Origin of the sequence: Rhodococcus sp. GXMU-t2271, assembly GCF_041414735.1 — a bacterium.
GTDB lineage: Bacteria > Actinomycetota > Actinomycetes > Mycobacteriales > Mycobacteriaceae > Rhodococcus > Rhodococcus indonesiensis.
In genome coordinates, this window is the sequence record NZ_JAUIZP010000036.1 from 161,003 (window position 1) to 175,921 (window position 14,919).

The window sequence follows — 14,919 nt, forward strand, 5'->3', positions numbered from 1 at the left end:
ATGAGCGTCATCGAAACCGACGAGCAGAAGCAACTGCGGGCCGCGGTCGCGGGCCTGGCCAAGCGCTACAACTACACCGACTACGTGCTGCCGAAGGCCCGCAAGGGCGAACCGTTGACCGAGCTGTGGCGCGAGGCCGCCGCTCTGGGGTTCCTGGGTGTGAACCTGCCGGAGGAATTCGGCGGCGGTGGGGCCGGCATCTACGAACTCGCCCTGGTGCAGGAGGAACTCGCCGCGCAGGGCTGCGGGCTGCTGCTGGTGGTCGTCTCACCCGCCATCTGCGGCACCATCATCGCCAAGTTCGGCACCGACGAGCAGAAGCAGCGCTGGCTGCCCGGGCTCGCCGACGGCTCGAAGATCATGGCGTTCGGCATCACCGAGCCCGACGCCGGGTCCAACTCGCACCAGATCACCACCGTCGCACGCCGCGACGGCGAGGACTGGATCCTGCACGGCAGCAAGATCTACATCTCCGGCGTGGACCAGGCCGACGCGGTGCTCGTCGTCGCCCGCACCGAGGACGCGAAGAGCGGCAAGTTGCGGCCGGCCCTGTTCATCGTCCCGACCGATGCCGAGAACTTCGTCAAGACGCCGATGGAGATGGACATCGTCGAGCCGGACCACCAGTTCACCCTGTTCCTCGACGACGTGCGACTGCCGGCGGACGCGCTGGTGGGAGAGCCGGACGCGGCGCTGATGCAGTTGTTCGCCGGTCTGAATCCCGAGCGGATCCTCGGCGCGGCGATGGCCGTCGGGATGGGCCGCTACGCCCTGGACGCCGCGGTGCGGTACGCCAACGAACGCACCGTGTGGAAGTCGCCGATCGGGGCACACCAGGGCATCGCACACCCGCTCGCCCAGTGCAAGATCGAGCTCGAGCTGGCGAAGCTGATGATGCAGAAGGCGGCGGTGCTGTACGACAGCGGTGACGACTTCGGTGCCGCCGAAGCCGCGAACATGGCCAAGTACGCCGCGGCCGAAGCCAGCATCAAATCGCTCGACCAGGCGATCCAGACCCACGGCGGGGGCGGGCTCACGCGGGAGTACGGGCTGGCCGCGATGCTCGGCGCCGCGCGTATCGCACGGGTGGCGCCGGTCAGCCGGGAAATGATCCTCAACTTCGTGTCCCAGCACTCGCTGGGTCTGCCGCGGTCGTACTGAGGGAGCGCCGGTGTCCGAGACATTCGTCCGGTACGAGGTGAGCGAGGGTTTCGCCACCCTCACTCTCGACTCGCCGCACAACCGCAACGCGATCTCCGCCAGGCTCGTCGCGCAGCTCCGGCAGGGACTTGCCGACGCGGCCGCCGACGACGGGGTCCGCGCCGTCGTGCTCACCCACGAGGGCGGCACCTTCTGTGCCGGGGCCGACCTGAGCGAGGCGAGCGCCGCGGAGGGTGGCGCCGCGGCGGCGGCCGCCGCCCGGACCCGGGAGATGACGGCGGTGCTGCGCTCGATCCTGGAGCTGCCCAAACCGGTGATCGGGCGGATCGACGGGCACGTGCGCGCCGGCGGCATGGGGTTGGTCGGCGCGTGCGATCTCGCCGTCGCCGGGCCGCGGTCGACGTTCGCGTTGACCGAGGCCCGGCTGGGGTTGGCCGCGTCGATCATCTCGCTGACGGTGCTGCCTCGGCTCACCTCCCGCGCCGCGAGCCGCTACTTCCTCACCGGGGAGCGGTTCGGGCCGGAGGTCGCGGCGGCGATCGGCCTGGTCACCGTCGACACCGACGAGCCGCGGGCCGCGGTGGCAGAGATCCTCGCCCAGCTGCGCGAGTGTTCCCCGCAGGGGCTGGGCGAATCCAAGAGGCTGACCACGATGCGGATGCTCGCCGACTTCGACCGGTACGGGGAGGAGCTGGCGGAGCAGTCGGCGCGGCTGTTCGGCTCGCCGGAGGCCGTCGAGGGGATGACCGCGTTCCTGCAGAAGCGGCCACCGGCGTGGAGCCGTCCGTGAGGGACGGTCCGTCGTCCCGGCCGGACCCGACCGGGACGTGGTCGAGATCGGCCGGGTCGGGCGCGCACGTGCGGGCGGTCGTCGGCGGCACCCGTCCCGGGTGCCTCACGTGGACGGTCACCCTCCGCGAGCCGGCGCGGCGGTCTGCCTAATCTGATCGCCATGAGCAGCCCGTCCCCGGACACCCGCCGTCGCGGCGAGCAGGAACGCAGCCGCGCCACCCGCAAGCGGATCCTCGATGCGGCGGTGGCCGTGCTGGTCGAGCACGGCTACTCCAACGCCACCACGGTGCGCATCCAGCAGGCAGCCGGCGTGTCCCGCGGACGGCTGCTGCACCACTACCCGTCGCGGGACGCGCTGCTCGTCGCCGCCGTGCATCACCTCGCCGCCCAGGGGGTTCAGGGGCTCGACCGAGACCGCCCCTGGCCCACCGACCCGATCGCACGGATCGCCGCCGCGGTCGACCGGATGTGGTGGCACTTCCGGCAGCCGTACTTCTGGGCCTCGATGGAACTGTGGCTCGCCGCCCGCGGCCACGAGGAACTCCGGGCCGAGTTGCTGCCGCTCGAACGCATCCTGGGGCGGATGATCAAGGAGCAGACGACGGCGAACTTCGGTCCCGAGATCGCGAACCGCCCCCGGTTCGTGGAGGTGCGTGACCTGATCTACCAGGCGATGCGCGGGGCGGCCCTCGGCTACGCCATCGACCCGCGCGACCCGCTGACCGAACCTCAGCTGGCGGTGTGGCGCCGTCAGCTCGAACAGGTCCTCGTGGACGACGAACCCACGGCCGCCACCGGCGAGGACGCGCCGCGATGACCCGCCAGCCCAAACAGGATCGGAGCCGGGTCACCCGCCGCCGGCTGCTCGAGGCGAGCATCGAATGCCTCGCGGAGCTGGGGTGGGGCGCGACCACCGTGGGCGTCGTCGCCGAACGGGCGGGGGTCTCCCGGGGCGCCGCGCAGCACCACTTCCCGACCCGGGAGGACCTGATCACCGCGGCGCTCGAGTTCATGTTCGACAGCCGGATGGACCTCGCCCGCCGCGAGCCCGTCGACATGCCCGTCGGCGTCGCCCGTACCGAGGCGGTGGTGCGCCGGCTCGTCGACTACTACACCGGCAGCCTGTTCAAGGCGGCGCTGCAGGTGTGGACGGCCGCGGCCGCCGATCCCGAACTGCGGGCCCGCATCGTCCCGCTCGAGGAACACTTCGGCCGCGTCGCCCACCGGGTCGCCGTCGAGCAGCTCGGCGTGGACGAGGTCGACCCGACGGTGCACCGCATGGTGCAGGCGACCCTCGACCTCGCGCGCGGCCTCGGCCTCGCCGACGTCCTCACCGACGACTCGCGGCGTCGGGCCGAGATCGTGAAGCACTGGGCCGCGCAGCTCGACACGGTGCTCGACGCGGCCCGGCAGCGTGCGGCGGCGCAGCACCCGGCCGGTTAGGTTGGTGTCATGCTTCCCAAGCCGGCCACGGTCGCGGTCCTCGGGCTCGTCGGTGCCGTCGTCGCCGGGTGCGGTTCGGATGCGGCCGAGACCCCGGCTCCGGGCGCGGCGCCCACGCTGGCGGTGACCGAGCCGGGCCCGTTCTTCGGTGCGTGCGGGTCGGTCACCGACGACGAGGTGGCCCGGGCCTTCGGGTTGGGGTCGTTCGCACAGATCACCCGCAACTCGGTGGGGTGCGAATGGGAGCTGGTCGGGGCGGGCGGCCCGAGCGTGACGTTCTCCTGGTACCGCGGCAGCCCGATCGGCCGCGAACGAGCCGGTTCCGACCTGATCGGCCGGCCCGCGATCGACGTGGAGATCGACGGCAGACCCGGCTTCCAGGGCTCGGCACAGAACGACGTCGGGCAGACCGTGCTGTGCGAGATCGGCGTGCAGTTCGGCGGCGACTTCGTGCACTGGTCCGTGACGTACGGGTCCTTCACCCCGGCCGCGGACGCGTGCGTGGTGGCCCGCGACCTGGCCGAGCTCAGCGCGGAAAGGGCACAGGAGTGACGCGGACGATGCGGGCGGCGGCCCTGCCGGCGGTGCTGGTCCTGGCTGCGACGCTCGCCGGATGCGGCAGCACGATCGAGGGGCAGGCGGTGCCGCAGGGGGCCGGATCGGGTGGCGCCTCCGCCGAGTTCACCCGCCTGCTCACTGAGTGCGACGCCGTCACCGACGAGCAGATCGCCGAGGCGGTCGGCGTGGAGGCGGTCGAGCGGGGCTTCTTCGGGGCGATCTGCCGGTGGGACACTGCGGGCGGGGCGGCGAAGATCACCTTCAACTGGTTCGAGACGGGTTCGCTGGACACCGAGCGGGGGACGGCGCAACGGCTGGGGTACGCGGTGGAGAACACGACCGTGGAGGGCCGGCGGGCCGTGCTGATGCGCCCGCCCGACGACCCGGCGTCCTGCGGGATCTCGGCGGGAGCGTCCACGACAGGGATCTTCGGCTGGTGGGTCCAGTACGCCCCCGGCCCGCAGTCCCCGGATCCGTGTGCGGCGGCCGTCACGCTGGCCCGACTGACCCTCGACCTCAGCAGTTGAGCGCCGGCGGACCCCCGCGACTCGCTTTGACCTCGCGCCGCGCCGCCGGGTATCGTTGTGGGTCGTGTCCGGCATGCCCGGGCCGATCTGTGTGCCTATGCGAGGTAGTGCCGTGCGCGCGGTCTGTGGAATCTCCGCAGGAGCGAGCCCCCGGCTGCCTGTGTGGGGGTACGCGACACGCCCGACCTCGTGTGCACACGAGGGGTGGGTGCGGGGCAGCAGCTCTCTTGCCCCAACCGATGGATCCCTAATTTCAGAACAGCCAAGGTTGCTCGTGCGAGCAGTCTTCAGACAACGAGAAAGCCGGTAGATGCCAACCATCAATCAGCTGGTCCGCAAGGGCCGCCGCGACAAGGCCGCCAAGGTCAAGACCGCGGCCCTCAAGGGCAGCCCGCAGCGTCGCGGCGTGTGCACTCGCGTGTACACCACCACCCCGAAGAAGCCGAACTCGGCGCTCCGGAAGGTCGCCCGCGTGCGTCTGACCAGCTCCGTCGAGGTCACCGCGTACATCCCGGGTGAGGGTCACAACCTGCAGGAGCACTCGATGGTGCTCGTGCGCGGTGGTCGTGTGAAGGACCTCCCCGGTGTCCGCTACAAGATCATCCGCGGTTCGCTCGACACCCAGGGTGTCAAGAACCGCAAGCAGGCGCGCAGCCGCTACGGCGCGAAGAAGGAGAAGGGCTGATGCCACGTAAGGGTCCCGCTCCGAAGCGTCCCCTGATCGCCGACCCGGTCTACGGGTCGCCGCTGGTCACCCAGCTGGTCAACAAGATCCTGCTGGACGGCAAGAAGTCCACCGCCGAGCGCATCGTCTACGAGGCACTCGAGCGGGCGCGCGAGAAGACCGGCACCGATCCGGTCGTCACCCTCAAGCGCGCGCTGGACAACGTCAAGCCCGCCCTCGAGGTGCGCAGCCGCCGTGTCGGTGGCGCCACCTACCAGGTGCCGGTCGAGGTTCGTCCCGGCCGTTCGACCACCCTCGCGCTGCGGTGGCTGGTCACCTTCTCGCGTCAGCGTCGTGAGAAGACGATGGTCGAGCGTCTCGCGAACGAGCTCCTCGACGCCAGCAACGGTCTGGGTGCGTCCGTGAAGCGTCGCGAGGACACCCACAAGATGGCCGAGGCCAACAAGGCGTTCGCGCACTACCGCTGGTGAGTCGCTGCCGGTCGGGAGGGTCCGGTGCTACCGACATCCTCCCGGCCGGCCGCTCGCACAACTGTGTCGGTCCCTCAAGGCCGGCTGAACATCCGAGAACACTGGTCCGCACCCTAGGACCGACACGAGCTACGAGCGGGGTTACCTGTGGCACAGGAAGTGCTGACCGACCTGAACAAGGTCCGCAACATCGGCATCATGGCGCACATCGATGCCGGCAAGACCACGACGACCGAGCGCATCCTCTTCTACACCGGTGTGAACTACAAGATCGGTGAGACCCACGACGGTGCGTCGACCACCGACTGGATGGAGCAGGAGAAGGAACGCGGCATCACCATCACCTCCGCCGCGGTGACCTGCTTCTGGAACAAGAACCAGATCAACATCATCGACACCCCCGGCCACGTCGACTTCACGGTCGAGGTCGAGCGGTCGCTGCGCGTCCTCGACGGCGCGGTCGCCGTGTTCGACGGCAAGGAGGGCGTCGAGCCGCAGTCCGAGCAGGTCTGGCGGCAGGCTGCCAAGTACGACGTTCCGCGCATCTGCTTCGTCAACAAGATGGACAAGATGGGCGCGGACTTCTACTTCACGGTCCAGACCATCATCGACCGCCTCGGCGCCAAGCCGCTCGTCCTGCAGCTGCCGATCGGTGCCGAGGACGCGTTCGACGGCGTCGTCGACCTGGTCGAGATGAAGGCCTACACCTGGCGTGGCACCGTCGAGATCGGCGCCGAGCCGACCGTCGAGGAGATCCCCGCGGACCTGGCCGACAAGGCCGCCGAGTACCGCGAGAAGCTGCTCGAGACGGTCGCCGAGAGCGACGAAGAGCTCATGGAGAAGTACTTCGGTGGCGAGGAACTGACCGTCGCCGAGATCAAGGGCGCCATCCGGAAGCTGACCGTCGCCTCCGAGCTGTACCCGGTGCTGTGCGGGTCCGCGTTCAAGAACAAGGGCATCCAGCCCATGCTCGACGCGGTCATCGACTACCTGCCGAACCCGCTCGACATCGGCGAGGTCGAGGGACACAAGCTCGGCGACGAGGAGGAGACCCTCACTCGCAAGCCGAGCAAGGACGAGCCCTTCTCCGCGCTGGCGTTCAAGATCGCCGCGCACCCGTTCTTCGGCAAGCTGACCTTCGTGCGCGTGTACTCCGGTCGCATCGAGCCCGGCGCCCAGGTGCTCAACGCCACCAAGGGCAAGAAGGAGCGCATCGGCAAGCTGTTCCAGATGCACGCCAACAAGGAGAACCCGGTCGACGAGGCGGTGGCCGGCCACATCTACGCGATGATCGGCCTGAAGGACACCACGACCGGCGACACCCTGTGCGCGCAGGACGCCCCGATCGTGCTCGAGTCCATGACCTTCCCGGACCCGGTCATCCAGGTCTCCATCGAGCCGAAGACCAAGTCCGACCAGGAGAAGCTGGGCACCGCGATCCAGAAGCTGGCCGAGGAGGATCCCACCTTCTCCGTCGAGCTCGACGAGGAGACCGGCCAGACCGTCATCGGCGGCATGGGCGAGCTCCACCTCGACATCCTCGTCGACCGGATGCGTCGCGAGTTCAAGGTCGAGGCCAACGTCGGCAAGCCGCAGGTGGCGTACCGCGAGACCATCACCAAGCCGGTCGAGAAGCTCGAGTTCACGCACAAGAAGCAGACCGGCGGTTCCGGCCAGTTCGCGAAGGTCATCATCGCCCTCGAGCCGTTCGTGGGCGAGGACGGCGCGACCTACGAGTTCGAGAACAAGGTCACCGGTGGTCGCGTGCCCCGCGAGTACATCCCGTCGGTCGACGCCGGTGCGCAGGACGCGATGCAGTACGGCGTGCTCGCCGGGTACCCGCTGGTGAACGTCAAGGTCACCCTGCTCGACGGCGCCTACCACGACGTGGACTCGTCGGAAATGGCGTTCAAGATCGCCGGTTCGCAGGCTCTGAAGGAGGCTGCGCGCAAGGCCGCGCCGGTCATCCTCGAGCCGCTCATGGCTGTCGAGGTCACCACCCCCGAGGACTACATGGGTGAAGTGATCGGCGACCTCAACTCCCGCCGTGGCCAGATCCAGGCCATGGAGGAACGCAGTGGTGCCCGTGTCGTGAAGGCGCTGGTTCCGCTCTCGGAGATGTTCGGTTACATCGGTGACCTGCGGTCGAAGACCCAGGGTCGCGCGAACTTCTCCATGGTGTTCGATTCCTACGCTGAGGTTCCGTCGAACGTCTCGAAGGAAATCATCGCCAAGGCGACCGGCGAGTAACCTCGGTTGCAGAACCGGTCGGCTGCACGACCAAGTAAGTAACAAAACCGCACTGCTGCATACTGCAAGCAACAACAGTCCAGGAGGACCCTCAAGTGGCGAAGGCGAAGTTCGAGCGGACCAAGCCGCACGTGAACATCGGCACCATCGGTCACGTCGACCACGGCAAGACCACCACCACGGCTGCCATCACCAAGGTGCTCGCCGACAAGTACCCGGACCTGAACGAGAGCTTCGCGTTCGACCAGATCGACAAGGCTCCGGAGGAGAAGGCTCGTGGTATCACGATCAACATCTCCCACGTCGAGTACCAGACCGAGAAGCGCCACTACGCGCACGTCGACGCCCCGGGTCACGCCGACTACATCAAGAACATGATCACCGGTGCGGCTCAGATGGACGGCGCGATCCTGGTCGTGGCCGCCACCGACGGCCCGATGCCGCAGACTCGCGAGCACGTGCTGCTCGCCCGTCAGGTCGGTGTGCCCTACATCCTGGTCGCCCTGAACAAGGCCGACATGGTCGACGACGAGGAAATCCTCGAGCTCGTCGAGATGGAGGTCCGCGAGCTGCTGGCCGCCCAGGAGTTCGACGAGAACGCCCCGGTCATCCCGATCTCGGCGCTCAAGGCGCTCGAGGGCGACGAGAAGTGGGTCAAGTCCATCGAGGACCTGATGGACGCCGTCGACGAGTCCATCCCGGATCCGGTTCGTGAGACCGACAAGCCGTTCCTCATGCCCGTCGAGGACGTCTTCACCATCACCGGTCGTGGCACGGTCGTCACCGGCCGCATCGAGCGCGGTGTCATCAACGTGAACGAGGAGGTCGAGATCGTCGGTATCCGTCCGACCTCGACCAAGACCACGGTCACGGGCATCGAGATGTTCCGCAAGCTGCTCGACCAGGGCCAGGCCGGCGACAACGTCGGTCTGCTGGTCCGCGGCATCAAGCGCGAGGACGTCGAGCGCGGCCAGGTCGTCGTGAAGCCGGGCACCACCACTCCGCACACGGAGTTCGAGGGCCAGGCCTACATCCTCAACAAGGAGGAGGGCGGCCGCCACACGCCGTTCTTCAACAACTACCGTCCGCAGTTCTACTTCCGTACTACGGACGTGACGGGCGTTGTGACCCTTCCCGAGGGCACCGAGATGGTCATGCCGGGCGACAACACCGAGATGTCGGTCGTTCTGATCCAGCCGGTCGCCATGGACGAGGGCCTGCGCTTCGCGATCCGCGAGGGTGGCCGCACCGTCGGCGCCGGTCGCGTCACGAAGATCATCAAGTAGGCACCGCCTACGCGATCATCAAGTAGGCACCGCCTACGCGATCATCGAGTGAGCTGGTTCTCGCTGACGTCGAACGGCGTCCATCCTTCGGGGTGGGCGCCGTTCGGCGTTTCCGGCGTCGAGCGAACAGATCGCCGAGCCGATAAGCCGCGGTACGCGAGACATTCGCTCAGCTCGGCCGGCGGCGGCTCCGGCAGTGGGCTCGGGCAGAGGGGGCTCGGGCAGAGGGGGCTCGGGCAGTGGGCTCGGGCAGTGGGGGAGCGGCTACGCGGCGGGTTCGGGGTGAGCCGGATCCAGGTGCAGCAGCACCTGCGTCGCCACCCGGGCCCCGCCCAGCGCGCGGGCGGCCCGCTCGGCGGTTTCCTCGGCACGGGCGGTGAAGTCGGCGACGTCGATGTTCGGATCCGCATACACCGTGATCGACAGGGTCGGCAGGTGGCGCTCGACGACGGCCCGGCTGCGTGTGGCCCGCACCCCGGGCAGGGCCGCCAGCTCGCCGGCGACGCCGTCGGCCACCGGTCCGAGCTCCACGGCCAGGGTGGCCTCGGTGACCTCGTCGTACAGCTGCACCCGCGACGTCCGGCGCCGGGAGAAGTTGACCGCCAGGAGCACGATCCCGATTGTCACGCCCACGGCGACGGCGGTCCACAGCGCGCCCTCCCACCAGGACTGGTCCGGGATGTCGATGATGCGCGGGCGGTCCAGGCGGGCCAGCCATTCCCGGGCGAAACTCACCTGCCAGAGCCAGGCCAGCGCGAACGCCCCGGCGCCGAGCAGTGCGGCGCCCACGGCGAACGTGAGCAACCGGTTGACCAGGACGGTGCGCAGCTTCATCGCGCCGTCCTCGGCCGATGCACCTGCACCACGAGCGCGATCGGCTCGGCGAGCAGTTCCAGGTTCGGGGCCACCGCGCCCCGGACCGCGGCGACCAGATCGGCGGTCGACTCCTCACCCGATCCCACGATGCTGACCAGCGCCCGGCGACGGTCCACGACGGTGCGGGCCGCGTACACGCCGGGCAGCGTCGACGCGTGGGCGCTGCACATCCGGGCCAGGTCGGTTCGGCGCATCCACACCGTGGGAACCGGTCCGGACACCTGCAGGGGCACGTGCGTGCGGCGACGCGGCTTGACGGCCACCACCACGAGCACGACCCCGAGCAAGACCAGCGCCGCGGCGACGGGTGCGATCCAGCTCTGCCAGTGCAGCCGGCCGAACCACTCGAAGGAGTTCCGCAGCCACGGCGCGCCCGCATACGTGCCGCGGACGATGAGCAGTTCCCGGGCCGCGGCGAACGCGAGCGCCAGTGCCCCCACGGCGATGAGCGCGGCCGCCGGCGCCGCGGCCGGGTGGGCGAGGGGCGGCAGCGGCGCGACGACCGGGACCGGAGCCCGGTACTCGGTCCGGGCGACGATGTCGGCCTCGGTGTACTCGACCGGCACCGACGGTTCGCTGCGTTCGGCCGCCTCGGCGACGGACGTCGCGGCGACGAGGACGTTGAGTTCGTGCACCGGCAGACCGGTCAGCTCGTGGAGTTGACGGTCGACTGCGTCGTGCACCCGCCGGGTGAGGGCGGCGGCGTCGTAGGGCCATTCGGCCGCGATGTACAGGTTGACCGCGACGGCGCCGCCGCCGGTGGTGACGTCGGCGCGGGGCAGGTCCCGCCCGGTGAACAGGCTGAGTCCGCCGCGCTGGCGGATCACCCCGGGCACCTGGAGGGCGGCGGCCGCGGCGATCCGCTCGACGGCGCGGTCCTTGATCACCAGCTGTCCGCGGTGCCCGACGGGGTCGACCGTCTCGGGAGCGACCGCGTCGGCGCCGGCCCGGGACGGCAGCGTCTCCGGCTCGGTGGGCCTGGAGTCAGCCACGGCCCCGGCTCCGCAGCAGCGCGCCCAGGTCGAGGAGGCCGTCACGGTGGGCACCGACAGCCATGCCGAGGGCGCCGAGCAGGATGCCGAACAGCAGGCCGCTGAAGCCGCCGAGGATGCCGGCGAGGGCGAGGAGCAGACCCGCCAGGAGTCCGATGGCGGTGTTGCTGACAGGGGTGTGGTTCACGGGGTCACCTCACTGGTCGGGTGCTCGCCGTCGGGCGACGGGATCCGTAGGTCTTCGATGGTCACGTCGACGGGGACGCCGACCAGCGGCCCGAGCCGGTCCCGGACGGCGGCCGCGACGGCGTACAGGTCGGCCGGGTACTCGACGACGATGTGCACCGCGCACGTGTCCGCGCCGAGGCGGATCCCGGTGACACGCCGGCCCGGCAGATACGTCGCGACCTCGCCGAAGGCTCCGCCGTGCAGCTCGGCGACGCCGGGCACCTTGAGGGCGGCGGCCGCGGCCAGTTCTGCGGGCTCGGCGGGGGTGGTCACTGGACGCGGGGTTTCAGGTCTTCGGCGACGCCCGTGGCCTCGTCGAACAGCACGACGTCGAAGACGGTGATGTTGACTTCGGTGACCTCGAGGCCGGTCATCCGTTCGACGGCGGTGATCACGTTGTGGCGGATCGCGACCGCGAGTTCGTGCAGGGCCACGCCGTATTCGGCGACGACGCCGATGTCGATCGCCGCCTGCTTCTCGCCGACCTCCACGGCGACGCCCTGCCCGTGGTTGATCCGCGCGCCGGGGATGCGGTCCCGAAGCGCCCCGACCACGCGTGCGGTGCCGGCGCCGACGTCGTAGACACCGCTGATCTCGCGGGTCGCGATTCCGGCGATCTTCGCCACGACCGCGTCGGCGATGATGGTGCGCCCCTGCGTATCGACCGGTCCCGGCGTGATTCCGTTGCCGAACTGCACGCGGCTGATGCCTGCGCCGCTGTCGCTGGTCATGGGGGCTCCTCGTCGGCCTGCCGGATGAAGTTCTGTCCCCTCCGACTGTAGTAACTCCGGGCGGGTGCGGGGGGCGCGGCTCGCGCAGGAACGACGCGCTGTCCGGGGGTCCGCGCATTTGGTAAAACAGTTGCACGGATTGCGGTGGCCTGGGTCACTGTCTGAGGAGAGGGCGGAGCGGGTGGGTGTGACGGGTACGCAGCGGATCGTCGTGGTCGGGGCCGGATTGGCGGGGGTGCGCGTCGCCGAGGAACTGCGTGGCGGCGGATTCGACGGGGAGCTCGTCCTGATCGGCGACGAACCGCACCTGCCCTACGACCGGCCGCCGCTGTCGAAGGAGGTGGTCCGGGGCGGCACCGACGACACCACACTGCGGCCGCGGGAGTTCTTCGACGACCAGCGCATCGAGCTGCGCCTGGGGGTCCGGGCGCGCGGGCTCGACCCGGCGACTCGTACCCTCGCCCTGTCCGACGGTCAGCGCGTCGGCTTCGACGAACTGATCATCGCAACCGGGCTGCGACCGAGGCCGCTGCCCGGCACGGCCGGGCTCGCCGGAGTACACGTGCTGCGGTCGTTGGACGACAGCCGGGCCCTGCGCGCTGCGGTGGTCCCGGGCGGACGAGCGCTCGTCGTCGGCGGCGGATTCATCGGGTGCGAGGTCGCGGCGAGTCTGCGGGGGCGGGGCATGGACGTGGTACTGGTCGAGCCGCAGGCCGCCCCGCTCGCATCCGTTCTCGGCGAGCAGGTGGGCGCGCTGGTCGCCCGGCTGCACACCGAGGAGGGCGTGCAGGTCCGCACGGGCGTCGGGGTGCAAGAGGTGCGCGGCGGCGGCCGGGTCACCGGGGCGGTCCTCGGTGACGGCACCGAACTCGAGGTGGATGTGGTCGTCGTCGGCATCGGCTCGGTGCCGGTCACCGACTGGCTCGACGGTTCGGGCGTGCGCGTGGACGACGGGGTGGTGTGCGACGGCGTGGGCCGCACGTCCGTCCCGCACGTGTGGGCGGTCGGCGACGTCGCGGCCTGGGAGGTCTCGGACGGCCCCCGCGCGCGGCTCGAGCACTGGACGAACGCCGGTGAGCAGGCGAAGGTGCTCGCCGGCGCGCTCCTCGGCTCGGAGAGCGATCCGGTCGCGCAGGTGCCGTACTTCTGGAGCGATCAGTACGACGTGAAGATCCAGGCGCTCGGCGCGGTCCGCGCCGACGACACCGTGCACGTGGTGCGCGACGACGGCCGCAAGTTCCTCGCCTACTACGAACGGGACGGCCGCCTGACGGGTGTGGTCGGCGCGGGGCTGGCCGGACAGGTGATGAAGATGCGGGGGAAGATCGCCGCGGGCGCGCCGATCACGGAGATCCTCACTCCCACGTCGTAACCGCCGAGTCGGCGACCGCTAGATTCGTAGGGTGATCGTTGCGCTCATCGACTCGGGTCTCGGCCTGCTGCCGACGTCTGCCTGGCTGCGCCGATTGCGTCCCGAACTGGACCTGATGCTGTCGATGGACCCGGACGGCGCCCCGTGGGGGCCGAAGCCCGGGCACTGGGTGATCGACCGGGTCGTGCGCACCGCGGAGCGGGCCGTGACCCGGGGTGCCGAGGTGGTCGTCCTGCCGTGCAACACGGCGTCCGTGACCGCGCTCGAGCATGTGCGCGAGGCCCTCGGCGACGAGATCCCGGTGATCGGAACCGTGCCGGCGATCAAGCCGGCCGCCGCAGCGTGCGAATCGGTGGCGATCTGGGCCACCGCCGCAACCACCGCCAGCCGCTACCAGGCCGACCTCGTCGCGCGGTTCGCCGGCGACAGCAAAGTGGTGGGGGTGGCCTGCCACGGGCTCGCCGACGCCATCGACCGCGGCGACACGACCGCCGCGGCCACGGCGATCGCGGCGGCGGCGGAACGGACCCCGGCCGACGTGCGCGGTGTCGTCCTCGGCTGTACCCACTACCCGCTGGTGGCCGACGTCATCGCCGCGCACCTGCCGCCCGGGGTACGCCTGTTCGACAGCGCCGAGGCGGTGGCGGCACAGACTCTGCGGCGCATCGACGCCCTCGGCCGGCCGTGGGCGGGCAGCGGGCGGGTCGAGGTGTTCCTGAGCGGCAGGCCCGGCGAGCTTCCCCCCGGTGCCCTCGGCTACCCGGCGGGCCGCGGGCTCGTCGACGGCCTCGGTGACCCGACCGCGGGGCTGCCCGGCGACGACGCTCCACGCGCCGGCACGCGCTGACCGGTCGTTCCGCTCAGCCCATCCCGGCCATGCCCGCGGCGACGAGCCGCGCGACGCCGCCGAGTTCGTCGGGGGAGGGGCCGTCGAGACCGAACAGGCGGTCGACCGTGGCCGCGGAGAACATCGCCGACACCCACGTCGTCGCACAGGTCCGCAGGGTGCCCGGTTGTATCGGGCCGGGCACGCTGGCCTGCAGGACCCGCATGGTGGCCTCCTGGAGGGAGGTGCGCAGCCGGCGCAACGGGGCGCGCAGGCCGGGATGGCTCTCGGCCTCACGCCAGATGACCCGGAGCAGCGAGGAGTGGTGGGTGCGCAGGTCGAGGGCGGCGTCGAGGTTGACGAGACTGGCCGCCGGGTCGCCGGGGGAGACGAGGCCGGTGACGTCCTGGATCGGTTCGGCGGGCAGTCGCTCGGCGACGAGCGTCTCGAGGATCGATTCCTTGGTGGGGAAGTAGTAGAAGATCAGTCCCTTGGGTACGTCGGCGGCGACGGCGATCGCGGTCGTCGAGGTGGCGTCGAAGCCGTGTGCGGCGAAGAGGGTTTCGGCGGCGTCGAGGATGTGCACTCGCGCGGCGTTGTCCCGCCGGGCGCGACGGCGCGGCGGTTTCGAGCCCGGGGTGCTCATGGTGTTCACCTCCGGGGGCACGGGCGGGAATGTGAAGGCGCCAGGGGCGTGGGCGGACGGCCGGCATGCCGGCCGT

The 14,919-nt window shown here is 70.4% G+C and carries 18 protein-coding genes; 12 read left to right on the forward strand and 6 right to left on the reverse strand.

What is annotated here, in order from left to right:
- The 10 genes from QYS60_RS14685 to tuf all read left to right on the forward strand — a co-directional run bounded on the left by QYS60_RS14685 (position 1) and on the right by tuf (position 9,172).
- On the forward strand, positions 1 to 1,161 hold the full coding sequence (locus tag QYS60_RS14685; RefSeq protein ID WP_054373963.1) for an acyl-CoA dehydrogenase family protein: 1,161 nt from the start codon (positions 1 to 3) through the stop codon (positions 1,159 to 1,161).
- Positions 1,162 to 1,171: 10 nt separating this feature from the next.
- Positions 1,172 to 1,951, forward strand: coding sequence for an enoyl-CoA hydratase family protein (locus QYS60_RS14690; protein WP_371383500.1), 780 nt, complete (start codon positions 1,172 to 1,174; stop codon positions 1,949 to 1,951).
- Between the two features lie 162 nt (positions 1,952 to 2,113).
- Positions 2,114 to 2,770 (forward strand): TetR/AcrR family transcriptional regulator, encoded by a 657-nt coding sequence (locus QYS60_RS14695; RefSeq protein ID WP_003937658.1) that lies wholly within the window; start codon positions 2,114 to 2,116, stop codon positions 2,768 to 2,770.
- A complete protein-coding gene (locus QYS60_RS14700) occupies positions 2,767 to 3,396 on the forward strand; it encodes a TetR/AcrR family transcriptional regulator (protein ID WP_371383501.1) in 630 nt (209 codons plus the stop codon). The genes QYS60_RS14695 and QYS60_RS14700 overlap by 4 nt, the downstream gene beginning before the upstream one ends.
- 9 nt (positions 3,397 to 3,405) lie before the next feature.
- Complete coding sequence (locus QYS60_RS14705; protein ID WP_003937660.1) at positions 3,406 to 3,948, forward strand: DUF3558 domain-containing protein; 543 nt, start codon at positions 3,406 to 3,408, stop codon at positions 3,946 to 3,948.
- A gap of 8 nt (positions 3,949 to 3,956) precedes the next feature.
- Positions 3,957 to 4,481: a DUF3558 domain-containing protein gene (locus QYS60_RS14710; RefSeq protein ID WP_371383513.1), complete on the forward strand. Its 525-nt coding sequence runs from the start codon at positions 3,957 to 3,959 to the stop codon at positions 4,479 to 4,481.
- A 310-nt stretch (positions 4,482 to 4,791) separates the two neighbouring features.
- Entirely contained in the window at positions 4,792 to 5,166 is a 375-nt protein-coding gene (gene rpsL / locus QYS60_RS14715; protein ID WP_003937662.1) for a 30S ribosomal protein S12, read from the forward strand.
- Positions 5,166 to 5,636, forward strand: a complete 471-nt coding sequence (gene rpsG, locus QYS60_RS14720) for a 30S ribosomal protein S7 (RefSeq protein WP_003937663.1) — start codon at positions 5,166 to 5,168, stop codon at positions 5,634 to 5,636. Before rpsL ends, rpsG begins: the two co-directional genes overlap by 1 nt.
- Before the next feature lie 147 nt (positions 5,637 to 5,783).
- Positions 5,784 to 7,886 carry an elongation factor G gene (gene fusA, locus QYS60_RS14725; RefSeq protein ID WP_003937664.1) on the forward strand — a complete coding sequence of 701 codons (2,103 nt, stop codon included), beginning with the start codon at positions 5,784 to 5,786 and terminating at the stop codon, positions 7,884 to 7,886.
- Positions 7,887 to 7,981: 95 nt separating this feature from the next.
- Positions 7,982 to 9,172: an elongation factor Tu gene (gene tuf, locus QYS60_RS14730; RefSeq protein WP_003937665.1), complete on the forward strand. Its 1,191-nt coding sequence runs from the start codon at positions 7,982 to 7,984 to the stop codon at positions 9,170 to 9,172.
- Between the two features lie 264 nt (positions 9,173 to 9,436).
- Here the strand turns inward: tuf and QYS60_RS14735 are convergent, their stop codons facing one another.
- Genes QYS60_RS14735 through QYS60_RS14755 form a run of 5 tightly spaced genes read right to left on the reverse strand, consistent with a single transcriptional unit; the run spans position 9,437 to position 11,999 of the window.
- Positions 9,437 to 10,006 carry a hypothetical protein gene (locus QYS60_RS14735; RefSeq protein WP_003937666.1) on the reverse strand — a complete coding sequence of 190 codons (570 nt, stop codon included), beginning with the start codon at positions 10,004 to 10,006 and terminating at the stop codon, positions 9,437 to 9,439.
- Positions 10,003 to 11,040, reverse strand: a complete 1,038-nt coding sequence (locus QYS60_RS14740) for a DUF6286 domain-containing protein (RefSeq protein WP_371383502.1) — start codon at positions 11,038 to 11,040, stop codon at positions 10,003 to 10,005. Before QYS60_RS14740 ends, QYS60_RS14735 begins: the two co-directional genes overlap by 4 nt.
- Positions 11,033 to 11,227: a hypothetical protein gene (locus tag QYS60_RS14745; RefSeq protein WP_054374913.1), complete on the reverse strand. Its 195-nt coding sequence runs from the start codon at positions 11,225 to 11,227 to the stop codon at positions 11,033 to 11,035. Before QYS60_RS14745 ends, QYS60_RS14740 begins: the two co-directional genes overlap by 8 nt.
- Entirely contained in the window at positions 11,224 to 11,541 is a 318-nt protein-coding gene (locus QYS60_RS14750; protein WP_371383503.1) for a hypothetical protein, read from the reverse strand. The genes QYS60_RS14745 and QYS60_RS14750 overlap by 4 nt, the downstream gene beginning before the upstream one ends.
- Entirely contained in the window at positions 11,538 to 11,999 is a 462-nt protein-coding gene (locus QYS60_RS14755; protein ID WP_003937670.1) for an Asp23/Gls24 family envelope stress response protein, read from the reverse strand. The genes QYS60_RS14750 and QYS60_RS14755 overlap by 4 nt, the downstream gene beginning before the upstream one ends.
- A gap of 181 nt (positions 12,000 to 12,180) precedes the next feature.
- Here QYS60_RS14755 and QYS60_RS14760 point away from each other — a divergent pair, with 181 nt between their 5' ends.
- Both QYS60_RS14760 and QYS60_RS14765 read left to right on the forward strand, forming a co-directional pair.
- Positions 12,181 to 13,371 carry an NAD(P)/FAD-dependent oxidoreductase gene (locus QYS60_RS14760; RefSeq protein WP_371383504.1) on the forward strand — a complete coding sequence of 397 codons (1,191 nt, stop codon included), beginning with the start codon at positions 12,181 to 12,183 and terminating at the stop codon, positions 13,369 to 13,371.
- A 31-nt stretch (positions 13,372 to 13,402) separates the two neighbouring features.
- The gene (locus tag QYS60_RS14765; RefSeq protein ID WP_371383505.1) at positions 13,403 to 14,218 is read left to right on the forward strand and encodes a glutamate racemase; all 816 of its coding nucleotides are present in this window, start codon (positions 13,403 to 13,405) and stop codon (positions 14,216 to 14,218) included.
- Positions 14,219 to 14,231: 13 nt separating this feature from the next.
- On the opposite strand, the gene QYS60_RS14770 is transcribed toward QYS60_RS14765, so the two are convergent.
- Complete coding sequence (locus QYS60_RS14770; RefSeq protein ID WP_054374916.1) at positions 14,232 to 14,843, reverse strand: TetR/AcrR family transcriptional regulator; 612 nt, start codon at positions 14,841 to 14,843, stop codon at positions 14,232 to 14,234.
- Positions 14,844 to 14,919 lie beyond the last annotated feature (76 nt).

Bases quoted from the DNA above. Each gene is read 5' to 3' on its own strand.
- QYS60_RS14755 (WP_003937670.1), bottom strand. From the start codon at position 11,999: ATGACCAGCGACAGCGGCGCAGGCATCAGCCGCGTGCAGTTCGGCAAC.
- QYS60_RS14735 (WP_003937666.1), bottom strand. From the start codon at position 10,006: ATGAAGCTGCGCACCGTCCTGGTCAACCGGTTGCTCACGTTCGCCGTG.
- QYS60_RS14770 (WP_054374916.1), bottom strand. From the start codon at position 14,843: ATGAGCACCCCGGGCTCGAAACCGCCGCGCCGTCGCGCCCGGCGGGAC.
- rpsG (WP_003937663.1), top strand. From the start codon at position 5,166: ATGCCACGTAAGGGTCCCGCTCCGAAGCGTCCCCTGATCGCCGACCCG.
- QYS60_RS14695 (WP_003937658.1), top strand. From the start codon at position 2,114: ATGAGCAGCCCGTCCCCGGACACCCGCCGTCGCGGCGAGCAGGAACGC.
- QYS60_RS14685 (WP_054373963.1), top strand. From the start codon at position 1: ATGAGCGTCATCGAAACCGACGAGCAGAAGCAACTGCGGGCCGCGGTC.
- QYS60_RS14700 (WP_371383501.1), top strand. From the start codon at position 2,767: ATGACCCGCCAGCCCAAACAGGATCGGAGCCGGGTCACCCGCCGCCGG.
- QYS60_RS14710 (WP_371383513.1), top strand. From the start codon at position 3,957: ATGCGGGCGGCGGCCCTGCCGGCGGTGCTGGTCCTGGCTGCGACGCTC.
- rpsL (WP_003937662.1), top strand. From the start codon at position 4,792: ATGCCAACCATCAATCAGCTGGTCCGCAAGGGCCGCCGCGACAAGGCC.
- QYS60_RS14705 (WP_003937660.1), top strand. From the start codon at position 3,406: ATGCTTCCCAAGCCGGCCACGGTCGCGGTCCTCGGGCTCGTCGGTGCC.